Source organism: Clostridium sp. HMP27, assembly GCF_000765165.1.
GTDB lineage: Bacteria > Bacillota > Clostridia > Clostridiales > Clostridiaceae > Clostridium_AK.
The window spans coordinates 1-25194 of the sequence record NZ_JMFY01000003.1; the positions used below are offsets into that span (position 1 = coordinate 1).

Annotated in this window: 21 protein-coding genes; 20 read left to right on the top strand and 1 reads right to left on the bottom strand. The window is 34.3% G+C overall.

Annotated features, from left to right (window positions below; genetic code table 11):
- The first annotated feature begins 229 nt into the window (after window positions 1-229).
- The 15 genes from DP68_RS02590 (at window position 230) to pfkA (ending at window position 16932) form a co-directional block, all read left to right on the top strand.
- On the top strand, window positions 230-1222 hold the full coding sequence (locus tag DP68_RS02590) for a sugar ABC transporter substrate-binding protein (RefSeq protein ID WP_035305683.1): 993 nt from the start codon (window positions 230-232) through the stop codon (window positions 1220-1222).
- Between the two features lie 111 nt (window positions 1223-1333).
- The gene (locus DP68_RS02595; RefSeq protein WP_035305685.1) at window positions 1334-2827 is read left to right on the top strand and encodes a sugar ABC transporter ATP-binding protein; all 1494 of its coding nucleotides are present in this window, start codon (window positions 1334-1336) and stop codon (window positions 2825-2827) included.
- Between the two features lie 4 nt (window positions 2828-2831).
- Window positions 2832-3851 (top strand): ABC transporter permease, encoded by a 1020-nt coding sequence (locus DP68_RS02600; protein WP_035305687.1) that lies wholly within the window; start codon window positions 2832-2834, stop codon window positions 3849-3851.
- 89 nt (window positions 3852-3940) lie between these two features.
- Window positions 3941-4969: a type II glyceraldehyde-3-phosphate dehydrogenase gene (locus tag DP68_RS02605; RefSeq protein WP_035305689.1), complete on the top strand. Its 1029-nt coding sequence runs from the start codon at window positions 3941-3943 to the stop codon at window positions 4967-4969.
- A complete protein-coding gene (locus DP68_RS02610) occupies window positions 4954-6204 on the top strand; it encodes a phosphoglycerate kinase (RefSeq protein WP_035305691.1) in 1251 nt (416 codons plus the stop codon). The genes DP68_RS02605 and DP68_RS02610 overlap by 16 nt, the downstream gene beginning before the upstream one ends.
- A gap of 17 nt (window positions 6205-6221) precedes the next feature.
- Window positions 6222-7067, top strand: coding sequence for a transketolase (locus tag DP68_RS02615; RefSeq protein ID WP_035305694.1), 846 nt, complete (start codon window positions 6222-6224; stop codon window positions 7065-7067).
- Window positions 7067-8038, top strand: a complete 972-nt coding sequence (locus DP68_RS02620) for a transketolase family protein (RefSeq protein WP_035305697.1) — start codon at window positions 7067-7069, stop codon at window positions 8036-8038. Before DP68_RS02615 ends, DP68_RS02620 begins: the two co-directional genes overlap by 1 nt.
- A gap of 27 nt (window positions 8039-8065) precedes the next feature.
- Window positions 8066-8860, top strand: a complete 795-nt coding sequence (locus DP68_RS02625; protein WP_052085605.1) for a 5-deoxy-glucuronate isomerase — start codon at window positions 8066-8068, stop codon at window positions 8858-8860.
- Between the two features lie 16 nt (window positions 8861-8876).
- Window positions 8877-10817, top strand: coding sequence for a 3D-(3,5/4)-trihydroxycyclohexane-1,2-dione acylhydrolase (decyclizing) (iolD, locus tag DP68_RS02630; protein WP_035305700.1), 1941 nt, complete (start codon window positions 8877-8879; stop codon window positions 10815-10817).
- 64 nt (window positions 10818-10881) lie between these two features.
- A complete protein-coding gene (iolE, locus tag DP68_RS02635) occupies window positions 10882-11778 on the top strand; it encodes a myo-inosose-2 dehydratase (protein ID WP_035305703.1) in 897 nt (298 codons plus the stop codon).
- 17 nt (window positions 11779-11795) lie between these two features.
- Window positions 11796-12821, top strand: a complete 1026-nt coding sequence (gene iolG, locus DP68_RS02640) for an inositol 2-dehydrogenase (protein ID WP_035305705.1) — start codon at window positions 11796-11798, stop codon at window positions 12819-12821.
- Between the two features lie 90 nt (window positions 12822-12911).
- A complete protein-coding gene (locus DP68_RS02645) occupies window positions 12912-13700 on the top strand; it encodes an SDR family oxidoreductase (RefSeq protein ID WP_035305707.1) in 789 nt (262 codons plus the stop codon).
- A 14-nt stretch (window positions 13701-13714) separates the two neighbouring features.
- A complete protein-coding gene (locus DP68_RS02650) occupies window positions 13715-14656 on the top strand; it encodes a sugar phosphate isomerase/epimerase (RefSeq protein WP_035305710.1) in 942 nt (313 codons plus the stop codon).
- A gap of 68 nt (window positions 14657-14724) precedes the next feature.
- Entirely contained in the window at window positions 14725-15972 is a 1248-nt protein-coding gene (gene larA / locus DP68_RS02655) for a nickel-dependent lactate racemase (protein WP_035305713.1), read from the top strand.
- Window positions 15973-15981: 9 nt separating this feature from the next.
- On the top strand, window positions 15982-16932 hold the full coding sequence (gene pfkA / locus DP68_RS02660; protein ID WP_035305717.1) for a 6-phosphofructokinase: 951 nt from the start codon (window positions 15982-15984) through the stop codon (window positions 16930-16932).
- A gap of 112 nt (window positions 16933-17044) precedes the next feature.
- Here the strand turns inward: pfkA and sstT are convergent, their stop codons facing one another.
- Window positions 17045-18277: a serine/threonine transporter SstT gene (sstT, locus tag DP68_RS02665; RefSeq protein WP_035305719.1), complete on the bottom strand. Its 1233-nt coding sequence runs from the start codon at window positions 18275-18277 to the stop codon at window positions 17045-17047.
- Between the two features lie 315 nt (window positions 18278-18592).
- Here sstT and DP68_RS02670 point away from each other — a divergent pair, with 315 nt between their 5' ends.
- From DP68_RS02670 to DP68_RS02690, 5 genes are all read left to right on the top strand, one after another.
- Window positions 18593-18838: a DUF3243 domain-containing protein gene (locus DP68_RS02670; RefSeq protein WP_035305722.1), complete on the top strand. Its 246-nt coding sequence runs from the start codon at window positions 18593-18595 to the stop codon at window positions 18836-18838.
- 297 nt (window positions 18839-19135) lie between these two features.
- Window positions 19136-20245, top strand: coding sequence for a ribose-phosphate pyrophosphokinase (locus tag DP68_RS02675; RefSeq protein WP_035305725.1), 1110 nt, complete (start codon window positions 19136-19138; stop codon window positions 20243-20245).
- A 356-nt stretch (window positions 20246-20601) separates the two neighbouring features.
- A complete protein-coding gene (locus tag DP68_RS02680) occupies window positions 20602-21444 on the top strand; it encodes a Gmad2 immunoglobulin-like domain-containing protein (RefSeq protein WP_035305728.1) in 843 nt (280 codons plus the stop codon).
- Between the two features lie 338 nt (window positions 21445-21782).
- Complete coding sequence (locus DP68_RS18810) at window positions 21783-23774, top strand: PAS domain-containing sensor histidine kinase (RefSeq protein WP_052085606.1); 1992 nt, start codon at window positions 21783-21785, stop codon at window positions 23772-23774.
- 262 nt (window positions 23775-24036) lie between these two features.
- A complete protein-coding gene (locus DP68_RS02690) occupies window positions 24037-25164 on the top strand; it encodes a GGDEF domain-containing protein (protein WP_035305733.1) in 1128 nt (375 codons plus the stop codon).
- Window positions 25165-25194: the final 30 nt, after the last annotated feature.

The window sequence follows — 25194 nt, forward strand, 5'->3', positions numbered from 1 at the left end:
TAAGTCTTTCTTTATATCTAACTTTTCAGGGTTGTTTTGGTAATTATTTAACAATGCTTTAATTTTTAAACAAATAATCAAATTTTAAACAACAAAAATAGTTAGAAAATTAAATCTTTTATAAACATTTGAACTATGTTAATTTTTGAAAACGTTTTATGATTATAAAGACGGCAGGAGAAGTAACAAATGTGTAAAACATTCAATTAAATAAGGGGGATATATTAAAATGAGAAAAAACTTATTAAAGGTACTTAGCCTTGCAGCGGTGACTACAGTCATAATGGGTTCATTAGCAGGTTGTGGTAAGTCAAAGGAAACCACTACAAATGGAAAAGAAGGCACAGCAAAAACTGAAACAAGAATAGCAGTGGTTTTAAAGGCAGTAAACAGTGATTATTGGAAGCAAGTTAAGGCAGGGGCTGATGATGCAGGTAAGGCACTTGGAATAAAAGTAGATGTACTTGGACCAAATGCTGAAACTGATATAGCAGGACAAACTTCTATTATGGAAGATCAAATAGTTAATAAGGCATCTGCTTTAGTAGTAGCTCCATCTCAGCCAAGTGCAGCGGTAGCTACCTTTGATAAGGCTGATTCAGCAAAAATTCCAGTACTTTTAATAGACTCAGATGCTGACTGGGATAAGAAAAAATCCTTTATAGGTACTGGTAATCTTGCAGGTGGAGAAGTTGGCGGTAAGTATATAGCAGGAAAGCTTCAAAAGGGTGACCAGGTTGTAGTTTTAAGAGGAGCTTTAGGAGATAAAACTCATGACGATCGTACTAATGGAGCTAAAAAAGCTATGGAAGATGCCGGCTTGAAAGTTGTAGCTGTTCAGCCAGCAAATAGCGATAGAAATATGGGTATGTCAGTTATGGAAAACTTAATTCAAACTAACCCAAATATTAAAGGTGTGTTCTGTTCAAATGATGAAATGGCTCTTGGTGCTACTAGAGCTTTAAGCCAGGCAGGAAAGAAGGGCGTTGTAGTTGTAGGATTTGACGGATCACCAGATGCGTTAAAGGCAATAAAGGCTGGAGAACTTACAGGTTCAGTTGCTCAAAGTGCATATAATATTGGAAAATTTGGTGTTGAAGCAGCAGCTAAAGTAGTTAAGGGAGAAAGCATAGATAAGAGAATAGACACAGGAACATCAATGGTTACAAGTGAAAATGTTGATAAGGTTCAAGCTGAGCTTGACAAAATATTAGGAAAATAGTTTTGGGTACTTTAACAGAAAAATAATTGGGGAATTTAACTAGATTGAATCCAAGCTTTAACAACTTGGATTCAATTATTTAAATAATAAATGAATGGGGTGTTAGGTTATATGCAGCCATTTTTGGAATTAAAGGGTGTATCTAAAGTTTTCCCTGGAGTTAGAGCACTGGATTCAGTTGACTTAGAAATATATCCCGGAGAAGTACATGGACTTGTAGGTGAAAATGGAGCAGGTAAGTCAACCTTAATAAAGATACTTACTGGTGCTCATAAAAACGAAACGGGACAAATAATTATCGAGGGCAAAGAATCAAACATCAAGGGACCAAGAGATGCCATGAATTATGGAATAACAGCTATTTATCAAGAACTTAATATAGTAAAGCAGCTTTCCGTAGCAGAAAATGTATTTCTAGGCAGAGAAATTAAGAAGAACGGAAATAAAGGACTTTTAGATATAAGTGTAATGAGAAAAAAAGCAGAGGAGCTTTTAGAAGAACTGGGTCAGAAGATTGATACAAAAATTAATGTTGCAAAGCTTGGTATCGGGCAGCAGCAGATGGTGGAAATTGCTAAGGCACTAAGTGTTAAAACTAAGCTTTTAATTATGGATGAACCTACTTCAAGCCTTGCAGAAAGAGAAGTTAAGGAATTATTAAAAACAGTTAAAGAATTAAAAAATAAGGGAATAGCAGTTATTTATATATCTCATAGACTGGATGAGGTAATGGAAATATGCGACAGAGTTACAGTAATGAGAGATGGAAGAAAGATAGATACTTTAGATATAGATAAGGTAGATATAAATGGACTTATAAGACTGATGGTTGGACGTAATCTAGAACAGCAGTATCCCAAAGTAGAATCTAATGCCAATGAAGAGGCATTAAGAGTTGAAAATTTAAATAGAAGAGGTGTATTTAAAAACATATCTTTTAACGTTAAAAGAGGAGAAATTGTTGGCTTTTCAGGCCTTGTAGGTGCAGGAAGAACAGAGGTTATGAGAGCCATATTTGGAGCAGATGAGTATGACTCGGGAGAGATATATATAAATGGTAAGAAAGTTAAGATAACCTGCCCAAAGGATGCAATGAAAAATGGGATTGCATTTTTGACTGAGGATAGAAAAGGACAAGGGTTGGTACTTGATAATACGATAGATTTTAATTCAAATATAGCTTCCTATGATAAAAGTTCATCTGGTTTGCTTCTTAATATTAAAAAGCTCAAAGAATTAACTAGAGAAAATATAAAGAAGCTAAACATAAATCCTCCTTCAGAAAATTTTATTGTTAGACAGTTAAGCGGAGGAAATCAGCAGAAGGTTGTAATAGCAAAGTGGCTTAATACTAAAGCTAATATTTTTATATTTGATGAGCCTACAAGAGGAATTGATGTTGGAGCAAAGGTTGAGGTTTATAATGTTTTAAATTCACTTGTAGAGCAAAACTGTGCAGTAATCATAATTTCTTCAGAGCTTCCTGAGATACTTGGGATGAGTGATAGAGTTTATGTTATGCATGAGGGAGAAATAACAGCTGAAATAAATAGAAAAGATGCAAACCAGGAAAATATAATGCGAGCAGCATCGGGGGAGGTATAGGTGTATGAATAATACGGGATTACAAAATGAAAAAAGAGAAAGATTTCAAAGTTCTGATAAAAAGTCAGTAAAAGATAGAATTAGCAAGTTTGGGTCCCTTCTTGGATTAATTCTTTTATGTATTGGTCTTACAATTGCATCAGAGCAATTTTTTACACTGACAAATATTATGAATATTGCCAGGCAATCAGCTATTAATAGTTTGATATCAGTAGGTATGCTTTTAGTAATATTAACAGCAGGTATTGATAACTCAGTTGGATCAAATGTTGCTCTTTCAACTTGTCTCATGGGAGTTGCAATAATTAAGTGGCATATGAATCCATATCTAGCTATGGTATTATGCCTAGCAGCTGGAACGGGGCTGGGATACTTAAATGGGATTTTACTTACTAAACTTAGACTCCCACATCCATTTATATCAACCCTTGGAACAAAAAACGTGGCAAGGGGACTTGCGCTTATTTTAACAGGAGCATCACCACTATCAGGCTTTCCAAAGTCAGTTCAATTTTTAGGAAATGGCTTCATTGGACCAATACCAATAAGCTTTATTTTAGTAATAATTGTGTTTGTAGGCTTCTCAATTTTCTTAAACAAAACTGCACAAGGCAGATATATATATGCAGTTGGTGGAAATCTTGATGCTGCAAAGCTTTCAGGTATAAATGTAGATAAAACTTTAGTTCTTGTTTATGTACTTTGTGGAGCTATGTCAGCTATAGCTGGAATAGTACTTACAGGTAGAGTTAATGCAACTTTCCCACTGGCAGGTCTGGATTATGAACTAGATGCAATAGCAGCATGTATCATAGGTGGAGCATCCTTTATGGGAGGTTCAGGTACAGTATGGGGAACTTTAATTGGAGCTATGATAATGGCAGTATTAAGAAACGGGCTTAATCTTCTTGGAGTATCTGCAGATGTTCAGGCAATAGCTATTGGTGTAGTTATCATTGGAGCAGTTTATGTAGACGTATTAAGAAGACAAGCAGAAAAGAAAGCAAAAACTCAGGCAGCATAGTATTAGTTAAAATTGGGCTGCTAGAAAAATAGATATCACACCCGAATAGGTGGTTGTAAATAAATATAAATTTTAGGAGGTTATGTAATATGATTAAAGTTGGAGTTGCAGGATATGGAGTTATTGGACAAAGACTAGCAGATGGGGTTGCTATGCAAAAGGACATGGAGCTTGTAGGAGTTGCAGATGTTGCACCTACACTATCTGTAAGAGCATTAAAGGAAAAAGGAATGCCATATGATTTATATAACTCACTTCCAGATAATCAAAAGTTATTTGATGAGGCTGGAGTAAAGATAAGTGGAACACTTGAGGATTTAGTTCAAAAGGTAGATATAATGCTTGATGCAACCAGTGCAGGAATTGGAGCAAAGAATAAAGAGATTTATACAAAATACAACAAAAAGGCAATATTTCAGGGGGGAGAAAAAAACAGCGTTGCTGATGTATTCTTCCATGGTTATGCAAACTATGAGAAGGGTGTTGGAAAACAATTTTTAAAATTAACATCCTGTAATACAACTGGACTTATAAGAGCAGTTGATTGCTTAGACAAACTAGTTGGTGTTGAAAAAGTTGCAATTACAATTATAAGACGTGTGGCTGACCCAGGTGATTATCACAGAGGACTTACAAATGCGCTTCAAGTAGAAAAAGCACCAAGTCATCAAGCACTAGATCTTATGACAATAATGCCCCATGTTGAAGCTACTGGAATATTAGTTCATACACCAGTAACCCATGGACACATAATTACTGTAGTTGCTACCCCTAAGAAGGATATATCAAAGGAAGAACTATTAGAAGCTTTTAGCAAACATCCAAGAATAAGAGTGGTAAGACTTGCAGATGGATTCCAAGGAAATGCTTCATTATTTAGATATGCAAGAGATTTAGGAAATCCAAGAGGAGATATGTATGAAATAGCGTTATTTGAAGAATCTGTAGTTAAATCAGGTAAAGATATAATGTTTGCAATAAACATTCCACAGGAAGCTGTAGTTATACCAGAAAATATGGATGCTATAAGAGCGGCTATGGAAATGCAAACTGACGGGGCAGAAGGAGTTCACGAAACAAATAAATATTTGGAGTTGGGAAAATGGATGGAAAAGTAGGAACTAAAATAAGATCAATGAGGGAATTTAATTATAAAAATAAAACTGTGCTTTTAAGACTTGATATAAACTCCCCAATTGACACTGATACAAAGAAGATAGTAAGTGAAAACAGGATAAAGAAAAGCATACCTACACTAAATTATCTTATAGATCAGGGAGCTAAAATTGCCATAATAGCCCATCAAGGAGATACATTAGACTATCAAAATTTAATATCTATGAAAGAACACGCAGAAAGACTAACAGAAAAACTGGGAAGAGAAGTTAGATATATCGATGACGTTTGCGGCCCAGCAGCACAGGAGGCAGTAAAAAATTTAAAACCTGGAGAGCTGATTTTACTAGGAAACCTAAGATACTTGTCAGAGGAAATATCAACCTTTGAAGATGCTGTAAAGCTTGAGCCAAAGGATATGGTAAATACCTATTTAGTTAGAAGTTTAGCACCTATTGTAGATTGTTATATTAATGATGCCTTTGCAGCAGCTCATAGAAATGCGCCTTCCATGGTAGCCTTTCAGGAAATACTTCCTAGTGCAGCAGGGGACTTGATGTTCAAAGAGATAAGCGCACTTACAAAGGTTATGGAGACCCCAGAGAAACCTTCAGTATTTGTTCTTGGGGGACTTAAAATATCTGATGCCTTTGGAATGATGAAACAGGTTTTAGAAAATGGTAGTGCTGATAAGATACTATGCTCTGGCATAACAGGACATATCATGCTTATGGCAAAGGGCTATGATTTAGGAAAAGCTAATGAAAAATTCATTAAGGATAGAAAATTAGATGTGTTTATAAAACCAGCTAAAGAATATTTAGAAAACTATGAAGAAAAGATAGTATATCCTGTGGATTTGGCTTATGAAGAAAATGGTTCAAGAAAAGAAATAAGTATACAAGGTTTACCAAGCGATAAATCCTTTATGGATATAGGCCACAAAACTATAGAAATATTTGAAGAAGAATTATCTAAAGCAGGTACAATTTTCGTCAATGGACCTGCAGGAGTGTATGAAAATAAGATGTTTGAAGATGGAACTAAGGCTATATGGAATGCTATAGCAGAAGCAAAAGGTTACTCCGTTATAGGAGGAGGAGACACTGTAAGCGCAGCACAACGCTTCATTGATACCAGCAAAATAAATTATGTATGTACTGCTGGAGGCGCCATGGTTAGATTCCTTTCAGGAGTAAAGCTTCCTTTAATAGAGGCAATGAAAAATGCTAAATAAGTAGCAGGAGGTGCAGCATGATAAGTGAAGAAAAGATAAAAGAATTAAAGGCCTTTGCCTTAAATATAAGAATAGAAACATTAAAAGCCATTGGGACATTAGGATTTGGACACCTTGGAGGTGCTATGTCCATAGCAGATGCCATAGCAGTACTTTACGGTGGAACTATGAACATAGATCCTAAAAATCCAAGATGGGAAGATAGAGACTGGCTGGTATGCTCAAAGGGGCATGCTGGTCCAGCTATATATTCAGCACTAGCACTAAGGGGATATTTTAATAAAGAAGAATTATTAACACTAAATAAGCCTGGCACTCATTTCCCAAGTCATTGCGATAGAAATTTAACTACAGGTATTGATATGACCACAGGATCCCTTGCACAAGGTGCTTCTACAGCACTGGGAGTAGCCCTTGGAAATCGCTTAAAAGGAAAAGATAGTTATACCTACTTAATACTTGGAGATGGAGAAATACAGGAAGGTCAGGTGTGGGAAGCAGTAATGTGTGCTGCACATCAAAAGGTAGATAACCTTATAACCTTTGTTGATTGTAATAAGCAGCAGCTTGATGGCTACACAAGGAACATAAATGATTTAGGTGATATAGGCAGTAAATTTGAAAGTTTTGGGTGGCATGAGCAAACCATTGATGGACACAGTGTTGATGAAATTTACAGTGCTATTAAAGAAGCAAAAGAAAATAATGGAAAGCCATCAGTAATAGTATTAGACACCATAAAGGGAAAAGGATGCGGATTTGCTGAAGGGGTACTAAATAACCACCATATGAATGTAAGCAAAGAGCAGATGGAAGAATCTTTAAAGGTACTGGAAAAAGAACTTGAAGAGGTGATGAAATAATGGGCGTAAAGTTAGCTGAAAAAAGAATAATTGAAGAAGTGGCAATGAGAGATATGTATTGTAAAACTCTTATGGAGCTTGCTTCTAAAAATGAAAATATAGTTGCACTTGACGCTGATTTAATGAATTCCATGGGAATGATGCCTTTTCAAAAGGCTTATCCAGAAAGAACTTTTGATGTAGGGATTCAGGAAGCAAATATGGTTGGAGTGGCAGCAGGCATGTCTGCTGTGGGGATAGTACCTTTTGCACACAGCTTTGCACCCTTTGCAACAAGAAGATGTTTTGATCAAATTTTCATATCCTGTGCCTATGCAAAGCTTAATGTAAAAATAACCGGCAGCGACCCTGGAGTTACTGCAGCCTATAATGGAGGAACCCATATGCCCTTCGAAGATATGGGGATACTCAGAAACATTCCTGGCTTAACAATAATAGAACCTGTAGACAATGCTATGCTTAAGGATATTTTAGAACAGATTTCAGATAAGTATGGAGTTTTTTATACAAGGCTCTTAAGAAAAAATCCTGTAAAGATATATGAGGAAGGTTCAACCTTTGAAATAGGAAAGGCAGTACCTTTAAGGGATGGAAAAGATGTAACAATATTTGCCACAGGAATAATGGTAGATGAAGCATTAAAAGCAGCTGAAGAATTAGAAAAAGAAGGAATTTCCGCAAGAGTTTTAAATATGTTCACAATAAAACCAATAGATAAGGAAGCTATAGTAAAGTGTGCAGAAGAAACAGGAGCAATAGTAACTTGTGAAAATCACAGCATTATAAATGGTCTTCGCTCTGCTGTTGCAGAAGTTATAGCAGAAAATATGCCAGTACCTTTGGAAAGAGTTGGAGTCCAGGATAGATTTGGTCAAGTTGGTCCTGTGGACTATTTAAAAGAGGAATATAACCTGACCTATAAGGACATTATGGCAAAGGTTAAGAGAGCAATAGAGAGAAAAGACAAGTGAATAAATATAAATAAGAGGTGAAAAGTCATGCTTAGAATTAGACAGAATGAGGGTTTTAAATTTGGATACAATCCAATAACTACTATGGATGAAACAGAAGATAATACTATGATGGACTTTGGAATATTAAGACTTGGGAAAGGTGAAGCTCATATAGATAAAGATGAAAAGGAAAGAGTGTTTCTTTTAATTACAGGGGAAGTGATTTTTGAGTACGAGGATAAAAAAGAAACAGCACTTAGAAATTCATGTTTTGATGAAGATCCTTGGGTACTTCATGTACCTAAAGGTGTAGAAGTAAAGATTACTGGAATTTCAGAGGATACAGAAATCTGCGTTACTAAAACCACCAATGATACTATATTTGAATCAAAATTTTATACAAATAAAGAATGCAGAAGTGAAAATCGCGGCGCAGGTACAATGAAGGAAGCTTGTACAAGAATAGTGAGAACAGTTTTTGATTATTCAAATGCTCCTTATTCAAACTTGGTTATAGGAGAAGATATAGATTATCCAGGTAAGTGGTCAAGTTACCCACCACATCATCATCCACAGCCAGAAATATATTTTTATAAATTTAATCCCGAAAATGGATATGGGTTCTCAGAGCTAGGTGAAGACGTGGTTAAATTAAAACACAATGATGCAGTAAAGATATTAGATGATGTAACTCATCCACAGGTAAGTGCACCAGGATATGCAATGTACTATATATGGGTAATAAGACACATAGATGGAAATCCATATATAACTCCAGTATTTGTTCCAGAGCATTTATGGCTTACAGATAAGGATGCTGAAATTTGGCCAGATAAATAAAAATAGAGGTGAAAATATGAAGACTATAAGGCTTACAATGGCACAAGCTCTTATTAAGTTTTTAGATAATCAGTATGTAGAGTTTGATGGAATAGAAAATAAATTTGTAAAAGGTATATTTACGGTATTTGGACATGGAAATGTATTGGGTCTTGGGCAGGCATTAGAACAGGATCCGGGGAACCTGATAGTTCATCAAGGAAGAAATGAGCAGGGAATGGCTCATGCAGCTATGGGATTTGCAAAGCAAAAGCATAGAAAGCAAATTTATGCTTGTACTTCATCTGTTGGTCCAGGTGCAGCAAATATGGTAACTGCAGCGGCAACTGCAACTGCAAATAGAATTCCTGTATTGTTTTTGCCAGGAGATGTGTATGCAACAAGACAGCCTGATCCAGTTCTTCAACAGGTAGAACAATTTTATAACTTAAACATCAGTACAAATGATGCCTTTAAGGCAGTAAGTAAGTACTGGGATAGAATATCAAGACCAGAGCAGCTTATGACTGCATGTATAAATGCTATGAGAGTACTTACAAGTCCTGCAGATACTGGTGCTGTTACATTAGCCCTTCCTCAAGATGTGCAGGGAGAAGCCTATGATTATCCTGAATACTTCTTTCAAAAGAGAGTTCACAGAATAGAAAGGACACCTGCTACAAAGGAAATGATCGCGGATGCAGTAAGTCTTATCACAAAGAAAAAGAAACCAATGCTTATATGCGGCGGCGGAGTTAGATACTCGGAAGCGGCAGAAGCATTTAAAACCTTTGCTGAAAAATTCAACATACCCTTTGGGGAAACTCAGGCAGGAAAAAGCGCAATAGTATGGAATCACGAATTAAACATGGGCGGCATAGGAGAAACAGGAAGCCTAGCTGCTAACACTATTGCTAAGGAGGCAGACCTTATCATTGGTGTGGGTACTAGATATACGGATTTTACGACATCATCAAAATGGATATTCCAAAATCCTGATGTAAGCTTCTTAAACATCAATATAGCAGCCTTCGATTCATATAAGTTAGACGGTGTAAGGGTTACAGCTGATGCTAAAGCTGCTTTAGAAGACTTGAGAGTTGAACTTGAAAAAGTAGAATATAAATCAGCATATACAACTGAGATAAGAACTGCTAAAGATGCGTTAAATGCAGAAGTGGATAGAGTTTACAGCGTGGAATACAGTGGTGAAGACTTTGTCCCTGAAGTAAATGATGACCTGGATCAAAAGGCTGTATTTGAAGAGTTTAAAAAGATAACTGGTTCCAGCATTACTCAGTCAAGAGTATTAGGTGTACTTAATGAAATGCTCACAGATAAGGATATAGTCGTTGGAGCATCAGGAAGCCTTCCAGGAGATTTACAGAGAGTTTGGAGGGCAAAGGGAGCTAACACATATCATATGGAATATGGCTATTCCTGCATGGGATATGAAGTAAATGCAAGTTTAGGCGTAAAAATAGCTGAACCTGATAAGGAAGTATATACACTTCTTGGAGATGGGTCCTACATGATGCTTCATTCAGAGCTAATAACTTCTATTCAGGAAAGAAAAAAGATAAATGTAGTTGTATTTGATAACATGACTTTTGGCTGCATAAATAATCTTCAAATAGGAAATGGAATGGGAAGCTTTGGAACAGAATTTAGATTTAGAAACGATGAAACAGGAAAGCTTGATGGAGGATTTGTTCCTATAGATTTTGCTATGAATGCAGCGGCTTATGGATGCAAGACCTATACTGTTAAAACTATAGAAGAATTAAAGGAAGCTATAATTGATTCTAAAAAGCAGAAAGTTTCTACATTAATAGATGTAAAAGTACTTCCTAAGACCATGGTTCATGGATATGGATCTTGGTGGAGAGTAGGCGTGGCAGAAGTATCCGATAAAGAAAAGATACAAGAGACATATAAAAAATTAAGAGAAAACATTGATAAGGCTAGACAATATTAACAGGCAGGGTGGCATAACTTAGGCTGTGCCACTAAGCCTTATATAAGATGGAGGGGGAAACATTATGTTTGACAATAAAAAAGTAAAGCTTGGTATTGCACCAATAGCTTGGACCAATGATGATATGCCAGAATTAGGCGGAGAAAATACCTTTGAGCAGTGCGTAAGTGAAATGGCTCTAGCAGGATTTACTGGCAGCGAAGTTGGAAATAAATATCCTAGAGACACAAATGTACTTAAAAAGGCTCTTGAGCTTAGAGGAATAAACATAGCAAGTGCTTGGTTCAGCTCATTTTTAACAACTAAACCCTTAGAAGAAACCGTTGAAGCTTTCATAAAACATAGAGATTTTCTTCATGAAATGGGAGCTAAGGTTATAGTTGTGGCTGAGCAGGGACACAGTGTTCAGGGTCAAATGGAAACACCAGTATTTGATGGGAAGCCTAAGTTCACTGAAGAAGAGTGGGAAAAACTTGCTAGAGGTCTTGAAGAACTTGGAAGACTGGCAAAAGAAAGGGATATGAAAATAGTATATCACCATCATATGGGTACTGGAGTTCAAACCACTGAAGAAGTTGATAAGCTTATGAGTATGACTGACGAAAACTTGGTTTACTTATTATTTGATACAGGACATTTCACATTTTCAGGAGAAGATCCAGAAGAAATTCTTAAGAAGTATGTAAATAGAATTAAACATGTTCATCTTAAGGATATAAGAAAAGAAGTTTTAGATAGGGTTAAAGAAGAAAAGCTAAGCTTCTTAAAGGGTGTTAAGTCTGGAGTGTTTACAGTTCCAGGAGATGGAATGATTAATTTTGATCCATTATTTAAAGTACTTGAGGAAAATAATTATGAAGGTTGGTTTATTGTAGAAGCAGAACAAGATCCTGCACTTGCAAATCCACTGGAGTATGCAATAAAGGCTAGAAAATTTATAAACGAAAAAACTGGATTATAGGATAGGGGGACATAATAATGAGTGAAAAAATAAGAGTAGGTGTCATTGGGGCAGGAAGAATAGGAAAAATTCATGCTGAAAATATAGCAAAGAGATTTGGAACCCAGGCAGAGCTTGTAGCCATAGCCGATATATTTATGAATGACAGCATAAGGGAGTGGGCTAAAGGCTTAGGAGTAGAAAATATATATGCTGATTATAAGAAAATAATAGATGATCCATCTATAGATGCAGTAATAATTTGCTCATCCACAAATACTCACTCAAAAATAACCGTTGAAGCAGCGGAGGCTGGAAAACATATATTTTGCGAAAAGCCAATTGATTATGATTTAGAAAAGATTTCTGGAGCACTAGAGGCAGTTAAAAAAGCAGGAGTTAAGTTCCAAGTTGGATTTAACAGACGTTTTGACCATAACTTTAAAAAGGTTAGAGAACTTGTTTCTGAAGGTAAAATTGGAGATGTTCATATAGTAAAGGTTACTGCAAGGGACCCAGAACCTCCTTCAGCAGAATATGCAAAGGTATCTGGAGGAATGTTCCTTGATATGACTATCCATGATTTTGATATGGCTAGATATCTAAGCGGAAGTGAAGTAGAAGAAGTTTACACAAATGCAGCTGTTCTTGTGGACCCAGCCATAGGGGAAGCAGGAGATGTGGATACAGCATTAATATCATTAAAGTTTAAAAATGGAGCAATAGGAATTATAGATAACAGCAGAAAAGCAGTTTATGGCTATGATCAAAGAGTTGAAGTTTTTGGTTCAAAGGGATCTGCTGAAGCATCCAACGATACCCCTTCAACTGTTGTGTTAAGTACAAAGGATGGAGTTCAATCCGAAAAGCCATTATACTTCTTCCTTGAAAGATATATGGAATCTTTTGCTGAAGAAATGAAGGAATTCTTTAGTGCAATAATAAATGATACAGATACTGTAGTATCAGGCATAGACGGCTTAAAGCCAGTATTATTAGGCATGGCTGCAAAGAAGTCCTACTTAGAAGGAAGACCAGTTAAGATGGATGAATTTGAAATTTAAAGATTTTAGTTTTAAAAATACATTTTAGTTAGATAAGGTTTAAATATAATAATGTAGTTTTAGAAAATCCATTATAGGGAGATAGAGAAAATGGAAAAACTGTTACAAGGAAAGCTATGCATTGTTACAGGAGCAGCAAGAGGCATGGGGAAAGCTTTAGCTCTTAAATATGCGGAGCACGGGGCAGATGTAGTCTTAATGGATATAAATAAAGAAGGCCTTGAAAAAGCAGCCATTGAAGTAGAACACCTAGGCGCTCATGCACTGCCCCTTGTAGTTAATATGGCTTCATCAAAAGAAATTAATGAAGCTATGGATAAGGTTGAAGCTGAATTTGAAAAGATAGATATTTTAGCAAACTGTGCTGGAATTTCAACCTCAAGATTAATTCTTGATGTTGAGGAAGAAGAGTGGGATAGAGTATTTAATATTAACTTAAAGTCCATTTATTTGATGTGCAGGCGCACAGCTAAAAATATGATAAAAAACAAAGTCCAAAATGGGAAAATAGTTTCAATATCTTCTCAAGCGTCAAAGATTGGGGAGCTGGGAAATGGAGCTTATTGTGCGTCAAAGGCAGGAGTAAACTTGCTTACCCAGGTCCTTGGATTAGAACTAGCTGAGTATGGTATTACAGTTAATGCAGTTTGTCCTGGCTATGTTAATACTGAGATGATGCAGTCAGTTTTTGAGAAGAGAGGGCCAATTGAAGGAATGACTCCAAAGGAATATGAAGGGCTTTTAACAAGCTATGTTCCAATGAAAAGAATGGCCGAGCCTGAAGAAATAGCAGAGTTTATGCTTTTCTTAAGCAGTGAAAAGGCAAATTATATTACTGGAATATCTCATACTATTGCTGGAGGAAAAACGCTTATTTAGAGAGGGGATTTACTATGAGGCTTTGCATTATGACAGATGCTTTAGGATATATGCCCTTTGAGGAGATGCTTGACACTGCATCAAAATTAGGCTTTGAGTCTCTTGAGTTTGCCACTGGTAATTGGTCAAAATCACCCCATTTAAATTTAGATAAATTACTTGGGGACGCTCAAAAACGTGAAGCTTTTATAAATGCTATAGAGAGCAGAGGACTTAAAATAGAAGCCTTAAATTGTTCCGGTAATCAGCTGGCTCCAAATGAGGAAGGGAAAGCACATGATCTGGTAGTTCAAAAAACCTTCAAGCTTGCAGAGCTACTTTGCATTAAAACTATAGTAATGATGTCAGGACTTCCAGGGGGAGCACCTACAGATACAACGCCAAACTGGATAACTACAAGCTGGCCGCCAAGAAATAATGAAATTCTTGACTGGCAGTGGAATGAGGTGGCACTGCCCTATTGGCAAGACATTGTAAAGCTTGCTAAGAATCATGGGATTGAAAAGATTGCTTTGGAGAACCATGGATGCCAGTTGGTTTACAATACTGAAACTTTGTTTAAGTTGAGAAACCATGTTGGACCTATGATAGGAATGAATCTTGATCCAAGTCATTTGTTTTGGATGGGAGGAGATCCTATTTTAGCAGCAAGAGCATTAGGAGATTCAATTTATCATGTTCATGCAAAGGATGTGAGAATTGAGAGAGGAATGGCAGGCGTCAGTGGGGTGCTTGATACAAAACCTATAAGTTCATTTTATACTCGTTCATGGAATTATGTAGCAGTAGGACATGGCCACAGCATAGGATGGTGGAAGGAATTCTTTTCTGTTGTAAGCATGACTGGTTATGACGGTGCAGTTAGTCTTGAGATGGAGGATATGACTATGGATCAGCTAGCTGGAGTCAAGAAATCTGTGAAGGTACTGAAGGAAGCACTTCCTAGAGAATTTTAATAAAAATAATTTTTCAAAGTAGGGCTTAACTCCAGTTATGCCCTGCTTTGTTATATAGGGGGATATAAATGAAGTATAGTGTAGAAATTGCTAAAACAACTATGGAAGTTGAAATCCATGATAAGAATCTTTTAGGAATACTGCATGCAAATGAGGTAGAAGTAGGCTTAACTGGAGGGGAAGAAGTAAAAAGAGCCCTTTATAATCCAATAAGTTCAAGAGGACTACACGAAATAGTTAAACCAGGGGAAAAGGTTGCAATAGTAACAAGTGATATAACAAGACCTATGCCCAGTAAGCTTGTATTGCCATACATTCTTGAAGAGCTAAAAAAGGCAGGTACGGAGAACGATGATATAACAATTGTATTTGCATTAGGCAGTCATAGAAAACATACTGAAGAAGAAAAGAAGTATTTAGTAGGTGAAGAAATTTACAATAGGATAAAATGTATTGACAGCGATTCAAAGGACTTTGTTCACTTTGGATACACTAAAAATAATACTCCTATAGATATTTTTAAACCTGTGGCAGAAGCTGATAGGAGAATATGTCTAGGAAATATTGAGTTTCATTATTTTGCAGGCTACAGCGGAGGGGCTAAAGCTATTATGCCAGGGGTTTCTACTAGAGCAGCTATACAAGCAAATCACAGTAGAATGGTAGATGAAAAGGCACATGCAGGTAATTTAAAAACAAACCCTGTAAGAATAGATATAGAAGATACAATAAAGTTTGTTCCTATAGATTTTATATTAAATGTAGTGCTAAATGAGAACAAAGAAATAATCAAGGCTGTGGCAGGTCACTATATAGATGCTCATAGAGAAGGATGTAAATTCCTTGATAATTTATATAAAACACCTTTAAGAGAAAAAGCTGATGTGGTAATATCGTCTATAGGTGGATTTCCTAAGGATATAAATTTGTATCAGGCACAAAAGGCTCTTGATAATGCTAAGCATGCTGTAAAAGATGGTGGGATAATAATACTTGTAGCTTCCTGCAGGGAAGGACTTGGAGAAAAGGTCTTTGAAGATTGGATTATGGCAGCTGAAAAACCCCAGGATCTTATAGATAGAGTTAAGACAAAGTTCGAGCTTGGGGGGCATAAGGCAGCAGCTATAGCTATGGTACTTCAGAAGGCAAGGGTTTTCTTGGTATCAGAACTTGAAGGTGATTTTGTAAAAAATATATTCCTAGAACCCTATCAGGATGTACAAAGTGCTTATGACAATGCCCTAAAAATCATAGGTGAAGATGCAAAGGTTATTTTAATTCCTCATGGAGGTTCCATATTACCATATATAAAGTAGGTGAAATAGATGAAGATAGGAATTTTGACAAGTGGAGGAGATGCTCCAGGAATGAATGCTGCAATAAGGGCAGTAGTAAAGTCGGCAATCCATAATGGTATAGAAGTTATGGGAATAAAACATGGGTACAAAGGGTTAATTAATGAGGAATTAGTATCATTAGTCAGCTCTGATGTGGATGGAATTTCAGAAAAGGGTGGAACTATATTAAAAACAGCTAGATGTCCAGAGTTCCTGGAGGAACAAGGAAGAAAAAAGGCCATAGAAACATTGAAAAAGTTTGAAATAGATGGACTAGTTGTAATTGGAGGAGACGGTTCATTTCAAGGAGCAGAAAAGCTTGGAAAGCTTGGAGTAAAGGTTATAGGGCTACCAGGAACTATAGATAATGATTTAGCCTACACTGATTACTGCATAGGATTTGATACAACTTTAAACACAGTGCTAGAGTGTATTGCTAAAATAAAAGATACGGATTCCTCCCATGAAAAAACAACTATTGTAGAGGTAATGGGAAGATACTGTGGTGATTTAGCTCTATATTCTGCCTTAGCTGGTGGAGGCGAAATAATATCTACTCCTGAAATGAAACTAGATTTTCATACTATATGTACAAAACTAAGTGAAAACATAGGTAAAGGAAAAAATGATAATATAATTATAATAACTGAAAGAATGTATGATATAGAAGAGCTTCAAAAATACTTAGAGAAAAAGCTAAATATCAGCATAAGAAGTACAGTGCTGGGATTTGTTCAAAGAGGAGGAAACCCGTCAGCTTTTGATAGAGTTTTAGCAGGTAAAATGGGCATTAAAGCTGTAGAATTATTAATGAAGGGCTCTACTGGAAGATTTGTAGGAATTAGAGATAATAAAATCATAGATGTAGACTTTAATGATATAAACAATATAAATGACAATAAACAAAAGGAATATGGTTTGCTAAACGAGCTTTTGTAAAAGTGCCACCCACGTGGCAAGTGGCAAGTTTGAATGTAAAATAGAGCAGATACAAAAATAGCGAAGGCGGAATTTATTTCCGCCTTCGCTGTGTTATATAATTAATTATTTTCTATTTAGTGATAGCAATTTCTTTTCCTTCTTTACGCCACTCAGCAAATTCAGCTGCTGCTGTGAAAAGTACGTCTGTTGATGAGTTAAGTGCTGTTTCGCAAGAATCCTGTATAACTCCTACGATAAAGCCTACACCAACTACCTGCATAGCAACATCATTTGAAATTCCAAAAAGACTGCATGCAAGAGGAATAAGTAATAATGAACCACCAGCTACTCCTGAAGCACCGCAGGCACTTACAGCTGATAATATGCTGAGAATTAATGCAGTAGCTATATCTACTTCAATGCCTAGAGTGTGGACTGCTGCAAGGGCTAAAACAGCAATAGTAACAGCTGCACCAGCCATATTAATAGTAGCACCTAATGGAATAGATACTGAATAAGTATCCTTATCCAAACCAAGCTTTTTACATAAGCTCATATTTACAGGAATGTTTGCAGCAGAGCTACGTGTAAAGAATGCTGTAAGACCACTTTCTCTTAAACATTTAAGTACAAGTGGAAATGGATTTTGACGAATACATAAGTATACTATGATTGGGTTCACAACAATAGCTACAAATATCATACAACCAACTAAAAGTATAATTAATTTTCCATAGCTAAGTAATGATTCGAATCCACTTGTAACAATACTATCAAATACAAGTCCCATAATTCCTAGTGGAGCAAAGTTTATAACCCATATAACCATTTGGGATAGTGCATCTGAAAAATTAGAAATCATTGTTTTTGTAGTATCAGGTGCATTTTTTAAAGCTAAGCCAAGAAGTACCGCCCAGGCTAATATGCCAATATAGTTAGCATTGAAAAGTGCTTTTACTGGATTATCAACAAGGTTCATAAGTAATGCTTTAAGGACCTCTGTTACACCCCCAGGAGGAGTCACGTTCTCAGCTCCACCTGCAAGTATTAAATTTACTGGGAAAAGGAAGCTTGCCACAACTGCCACAAGTCCAGCTAAAAATGTTCCTACAAGATAAAGTACTATAATAGATTTCATGTTTGTTTGATGACCAGCCTTGTGTTGAGAGATGGCTGACATTACCAAGAAGAGTACTAATATAGGTGCAATGGCTTTTAAAGCACCTACAAATAAAGAACCGAAAATAACGATTGGTTTTGCTGTTTCTGGAATAAATCTAGCTAAAAGAATACCAATAACTAAACCTATAATTATTCGTTTTACAAGGCTTAAATTATTCCACTTTTTTATTAGGTCTTTCATAATTTTTCCCCCTTAATATTTAATCTATCAAGAATATTTGTTTATATATAATTTTGTTAGTGTTTTTAACAAATAAACACTTGTACACTCTCTGAATACGATAAATATTATCATCTTTCGACTAGCTTGTCAATAATAAGGTTTATGGATATTTCAACCAATTTTTCTTTGATAATTTTAATGATTTTTTTAAGGCTTTATAGCAGATGAATCAACCAATTTATAGTGCTCAAAAAGGAGCTTCATTAAACTCTTACATAAATTCAGATAAAAACAAAATAATATATACATATACTATAAAAAGGAGAGATACATATGGAAATAATGGATAATTGGAATGATTGGAAGAAAACTCTTGGCAAGGCTGTTGACCTTGGTGAAACAGTAGGAATGTCTGATAAAATCATAACTAATATAGCTGAGAAAGTTGGAACCTACCTTTCAAATAATGTAGATCCACATAATGATCAGGAGAGGCTTCTTAAGGAGATGTGGGATGCAGCAAGTGAAAACGAGAGACAGGTTTTAGCTAAACTTGTTGTAAAAATTAGTGATAAATAAATATCTATATGGAATTCTTCTACTAATATATAAATTAATCCAGTGGTTTCATTTTGAACTGCTGGATCTTTTTATATAAAAGAGCTAAAAACATTTGTATAAAATAGTTGGATAAATCACTTTTAGGGAATATTAAAACTGAAATTGGTCTAGAATTTAGATAATCTTTCAGATAATCGAATAAACATCATTACAATTGAGGATTATTATAATCTGAGATTACTGTAGACAAATATCGTCAAAACAACTTATAATATAACATAGTAATAGGAGTTTCATAAGAAAAGAGGATGAATGATGAAGGATATTGAAAATACGTTATTTAATGGAGAATTAGGAATAATTGCATTGCAAAGCTGTAAAGAACTTGGAGAGAAAATAAATTATCATATTAAAGAAAAAAGAAATGAAGAAAGATCCTATCTAATAGAAACTGAGGATATAAGGTTTTCTAATGGAGAAGGAAAAGTAAAACTAGGAGATTCTATAAGAGGAAAAGATGTTTACATACTTTGTGATGTTGGTAATTACAGCATCCAATATAAAATGTTTGGTTTTATGAATCACATGGGACCAGATGAGCATTTTCAAGATATTAAGAGAACGATTTCTGCAATCAGGGGAAAAGCATCTAGAATTACTGTAATAATGCCCTTATTATATGCATCAAGACAACATAGAAGAAAAGGAAGAGAATCCCTTGACTGTGCAATGGCATTACAGGAATTGGAAAGATTAGGAGTGCATGAGATAATAACTTTTGATGCCCATGACCCTAATGTTCAAAATGCTATTACATTAACTTCTTTTGAAAATTTATATCCTACTTTTGATATAGTGAAATCATTTATTACAAATGAGGAAGAATTAGAAATAAATAAAGATAATTTAATAGTTATAAGTCCTGATACAGGTGCTATGGATAGGGCAATTTACTATTCTAGTGTATTAGGCGTTGATGTAGGATTATTTTATAAGAGAAGAGATCATTCAACAATTGTAAATGGTAAAAATCCTATTGTAGAGCATGAATACATGGGGAGAGATGTATCAGGCTGTGATGTTTTAATTGTTGATGATATGATAGCTTCAGGAGAATCTGTATTTGATATTGCAATAGAGCTTAAAAAACGTAATGTAAAAAATGTTTATGTAGCAGCTACTTTTGCATTTTTTACTGAAGGAATAGAAAAATTTCAGAAATTCTATGATGAAGGTATTATAAAGAGAGTTTATTCAACAAACCTAACTTATATTCCGCAGCATGTAAAAGAAGCAGAATGGTTTAGAGAAGTAGATATGTCATTCTTTATTTCAACGATTTTAAATAAATTAAATTATGATCAATCTATAGCTTCATATTTAGATGCAACTAATGTTATTAAGGAATTATTGAATAAAGAGTAACAGCAGCCTTATAATAATTAATGAGTCTATTAATTACATATATAAAGATTAAAAGTCAATGTTTAATGTTATTAAGCATTGACTTTTACTTTTCTTGTCTTAGGCATAGAAAAGTAGTGTGTTTCTAGGTTTACACCTCTTTATCCAGAAACTATACCTAAGTTTTTTAAAGCTTTATTAAATTAAGTTATTCAATGACCATAAAAATAGTTTCCGTATATTATAATATTAATTATAAATTAATAATCAAAACTATTATTAATATCATATGTATTAATAACATGCAAAAGGTATAAAATTTAAATAGTAAGCAAAAGGGAATCTTTTCAAAATAATCTTTAAAGGAGGTTATAAACGTGAAGTTTTTTAGGAGAGTTGCCTCATTTATAATAATGTTGGCACTGACAGGGGTTACTGGATGTCAAGTACAGAAACAGCCCGTGATGGAAGCTGGGATATCTGCTCCTACATCTGTGGAGACAATGGATATGGCTGTATACTACTTGAAGGACAATAATAATGAAATGTATCTTGTACGAGAGGTACACAAGGTTCCGAAAAGCAGTGGCGTTGCTAGGGCATCTTTGAATGAATTGATTCTAGGTGAGCCAGTTACCCCAGGAGCTTTTAAGGTATTACCGAAAGATACGAAGATTTTAGGAATTAAAATTGAAAATGGACTAGCAACAGTGGATTTCTCTAAAGAAGTGCTTAAGGCTAATGTTGGCTCTAGTGGCGAAATGCTGGGTATTGCTAGCATAGTAAATACGCTTACAGAGTTTCCAACTATCCAAAAAGTAAAGTTTACAGTTGAGGGAAAAGATAGTAACGCTATGGATTGGTGGGGACATATGGGCCTTTATCAGCAGCCTTTTAAGCGAAATCTCAGTTTTGTTCATGAGCCTGCTATCTGGGTTACTTCACCTATAGCAAATCAAACAGTAAAAAATACTTTTAAAATCAAAGGAAATGCCAGGGTATTTGAAGCTTTTGTAAGTTTTTCCCTAAAAGATGCTCGTGGCAATATTTTAGCAAAAGGCTCAACTAGGGCTACGGCAGGTGCTCCAGAACGTGGAGATTTTGAAATAGAACTTAACTTCATACCATCTTCTGCAGGAAAGGGACAACTGGAGGTATTCGAGGAAAGTATGAAGGATGGAAGCCCAATAAATATGGTGGTTATTCCAATTAAGTGGTAGTAATATTAATAAATAGCTATCTTAAAACTAGGAAATAGAATAAGTATAGAAATTACAGAGATTTTTCATCAGCACAAATTTCTGTAGTTTTTTTATTTGGGAAGCTATTTAGACATAGAGAAGAATACAATTAATAAAAGAAATTAGTTACAATCCAAATGGGGTTCTTAATATATTTGTTGTAGAATTATGTCACATAATTTGTTTTGACATATAATTTGCAGGATATTAAACTAAATGTAATAAATAGAAAAAATAAACAAATTAATGTCTAATATATTAACAAACTGCAAGATGTTATACAATAATTTCGATAGTACAGAAGGTGTTAGAAAGTTATGGCGGATATGAATAATGCTACTGCAGATTCTTTTTATGAACAGCTATTTGAAAATAGTAATGACATACAAGTCATAGTAGATGGTGAGAATGGACAAATTGTAAATGCTAATAAAAGAGCGTGTGAATTTTATGGATATCCTAAGGAAAAAATAAAAAAATTTAAAATATACAATATAAGTAAGGCTAAGAATTTAGAAGAAATAGGACATGTATTTAACCAGCCTTTAAATTGTAAAAGTGCTGAAATATATTTAACACATAAATTAGAAAATGGCTCGGAAGAAGATGCTAAGGTAATATTTTCGAAAATGTGCATAAATGAAAAGATATATTTTAACATGACAATATTAGATGTTTTAGAAGATAAAAATATTAAAGTTCAAAAAAACAACACAGAAAAAGAACTAACAAGAGCTGAAGTGGATTATCGCAAAATGCTGGAACACTTACCGGTGGCAGTAATAGTTTCTTTAGGAATAGAGCAAAGCATGCTGTATCAAAATCAATTATTCATAGAATTCTTTGGTCATGCTTTTCAGGAATCTTGTGATATAACAGAGTGGTGGAGTATGGCGTATCCAGATCCAGGGTATCGTGAATCGGTATTTGAAGAATGGAATGCTAGATTATCTGAAGCAATCAAAAATCAGTCTAAAATTGAACCTATGGAAGTTAATATAACTATCAAAGATGGTTCTATAAAACAAGTTTGTGTACATGCTACTGTAGTTGGTGATATGAATTTTATTACATTTATAGATATGACCGAGAGAAAACAGGCTGAAGATGCAATAAGATTGATAAATTCCTATAACAGAAGTTTGATAGAAACTAGCCTGGATGTTCTTATGACAGTTGATTCACAGGGCAGCATTAGAGATGTAAATTCAACAACAGAAAAAGCAACTGGATACTCACGTGAAGAACTTATTGGGACACATATTTTCAACTATTTTACTAATCCTGAAAAGTTGAGGAATGCACACAATCAAGTTTTTAGGGATGGTATTATTGAGGACTGTGAGCTTGAACTTAAACATAAGGATGGACACACTACTACAGTCATATGTAATGCTTCAGTTTATAAAGATGAATGTGGACAAGTGGAAGGAGTCTTTGTAACTGCTAGAGATATTAATGAACGTAAGATGAGAGAAGCAGAATTAGAAAGACAAAAATCAGCAGCAGAGGAAGCAAATGTTTTAAAAAGTGAATTCTTAGCTAATATGTCTCATGAATTAAGAACTCCAGTAAATGTTATTTTTAGTGCAATTCAACTTTTTGAGTTATATTTCAAGAAAAGTTCAGATACTAATTCACTAAATTGCGATAAGCATTTGAAAGCAATGAAGCAAAATTGCCATAGATTATTGAGACTTATAAACAATCTTATTGATATAACAAAGATAGGTGCAGGTTTTATGGAGTTGCAGCTTAAAAATGTAAATGTAGTAAGTATAATAGAAGAGATAACCCTTTCGGTTGGGGAATATGCAAAAGTGAAGGATATATATATACAGTTTGATACTGAAGTTGAAGAAAAAATAATGCCTTTAGATCCGGACAAATTGGAAAGAATATTTCTAAATTTACTTTCTAATGCTATTAAGTTTACAAGTAAAAATGGCAAGATCTTTGTAAATATCTACGATAGAGGGACAAGTGTGGTAATTTCAGTAAAAGATACCGGTATTGGTATACCACTGGATAAAATAAATGTAATATTTGATAGATTTATTCAAGTGGAGAATACAATGGTAAGAAATAATGAAGGAAGTGGCATTGGCCTTTCTATTGTTAAGTCTTTCGTTGAAATACAAGGTGGTACAATTAATGTACTAAGTGAGGTAGGTCTGGGGAGCGAATTTATAATAGAATTTCCAGTAAATATTCTATCGGAGGAATATGGCAAAGATTATAATATCATAGACAATAAACAAAATTATGCGGAAGTACTAGATATTGAATTTTCTGACATATACAAATAATCTATATAAAATTGAATTTCAGTTAATAATATAAGAGGCATCTGTAGTCTGTAGGTTACAGATGCCTTTTATATTGTTACTAATTTACTTGGATAAATTATGTTGATTTTCCTATGTTAGCACGAATTATCTTTATTTTCTCAATATTATTCGTTATAATTATCTCATAATCTTTTGTGAAAAATATGGTTTTAAAGGGAATTATAATCAGTGATTAGAAAATCACTTTATAGAAACAATATAGAAATGGAGTATATTCAAAATGATGGTTTTATTACAAGTCCAAATAAATATTGTTTTATCTATTTTGTTAGTTATTTTATTTGGACATGCTTATTTTAATATAAGTAGGAAAAAAGTAACTAATAGGTTATTTATGTGGATAATGGGATTGACAGGAGTTACTTTAATATTAGAGATATTTAGTATTGCATTAAACAATCCCAATTTAAAGCAATTTATGATATTGCATAAGCTAGTTAATATAATTGGATTTATAGTGACTCCAATTATTCCACTCCTTGGATATATATTTATTAAAGAATGGGTTAATAGATATCAGAAAGAAAAAATAAGACTAAATACTATTCTACTATTGCCATTGTTTATTAATGTTATAGCAACTTTGATAAGTTATAATGGAAATGGATGTTTTTACATTACTAGTGAGAATATATATGAAAGAGGATCCTTGTTTTTTATTTTACCCTGCGTAAGTTATATATACTTTTTATATAATTTATATTTTATTTATAAGCATCGTAAAAAGTTTACTCGGTCAGAACTTATTATATTTAGTTTATTTTATATTGTACCTGCCATATTTACAGCTATTCAACTAAAACAGTCTATTTATTTAGCCACTTGGAATAGTGCAGCAATAATTATAGTTATTACTTATATTTTTTTACTTAATGATCAGGCATATCGGGATAGTTTGACAGGGCTAGAAAATCGTTTAGCCTATGAACATTATGCTCAAAATATAGATCATAAAAAGCATAATAAACTTTATATAGTGTATATAGATATAGATGATTTTAAGAGCATTAACGACCAATATGGACATTGTGAGGGAGATGAAGCAATTAAGGCATTTGCTAATTTACTTGTTGAAAGTTTTCTAAAAGGACAAAATAAACTAATACGTTTAGGAGGAGATGAGTTTTTAGTTTTACTGAAAGTGAAACAGGAAGAGAAGGTTTTAGCTTATATTCGGAACTTAATTGAAAATGTTGAGGCGTATAATAGAGGGGGAAAACCATATAAGCTTAGATTTAGTTATGGCATGGCGTGCTATACAAATGATTATGAGAATATTTGTGAACTTCTAGAATATACAGATAAATTGATGTATGAGCAAAAGCAAACTAGAAAGAATAAGTTATAAGTTAAAGTATGTAGTACATTTAGAAAGGAG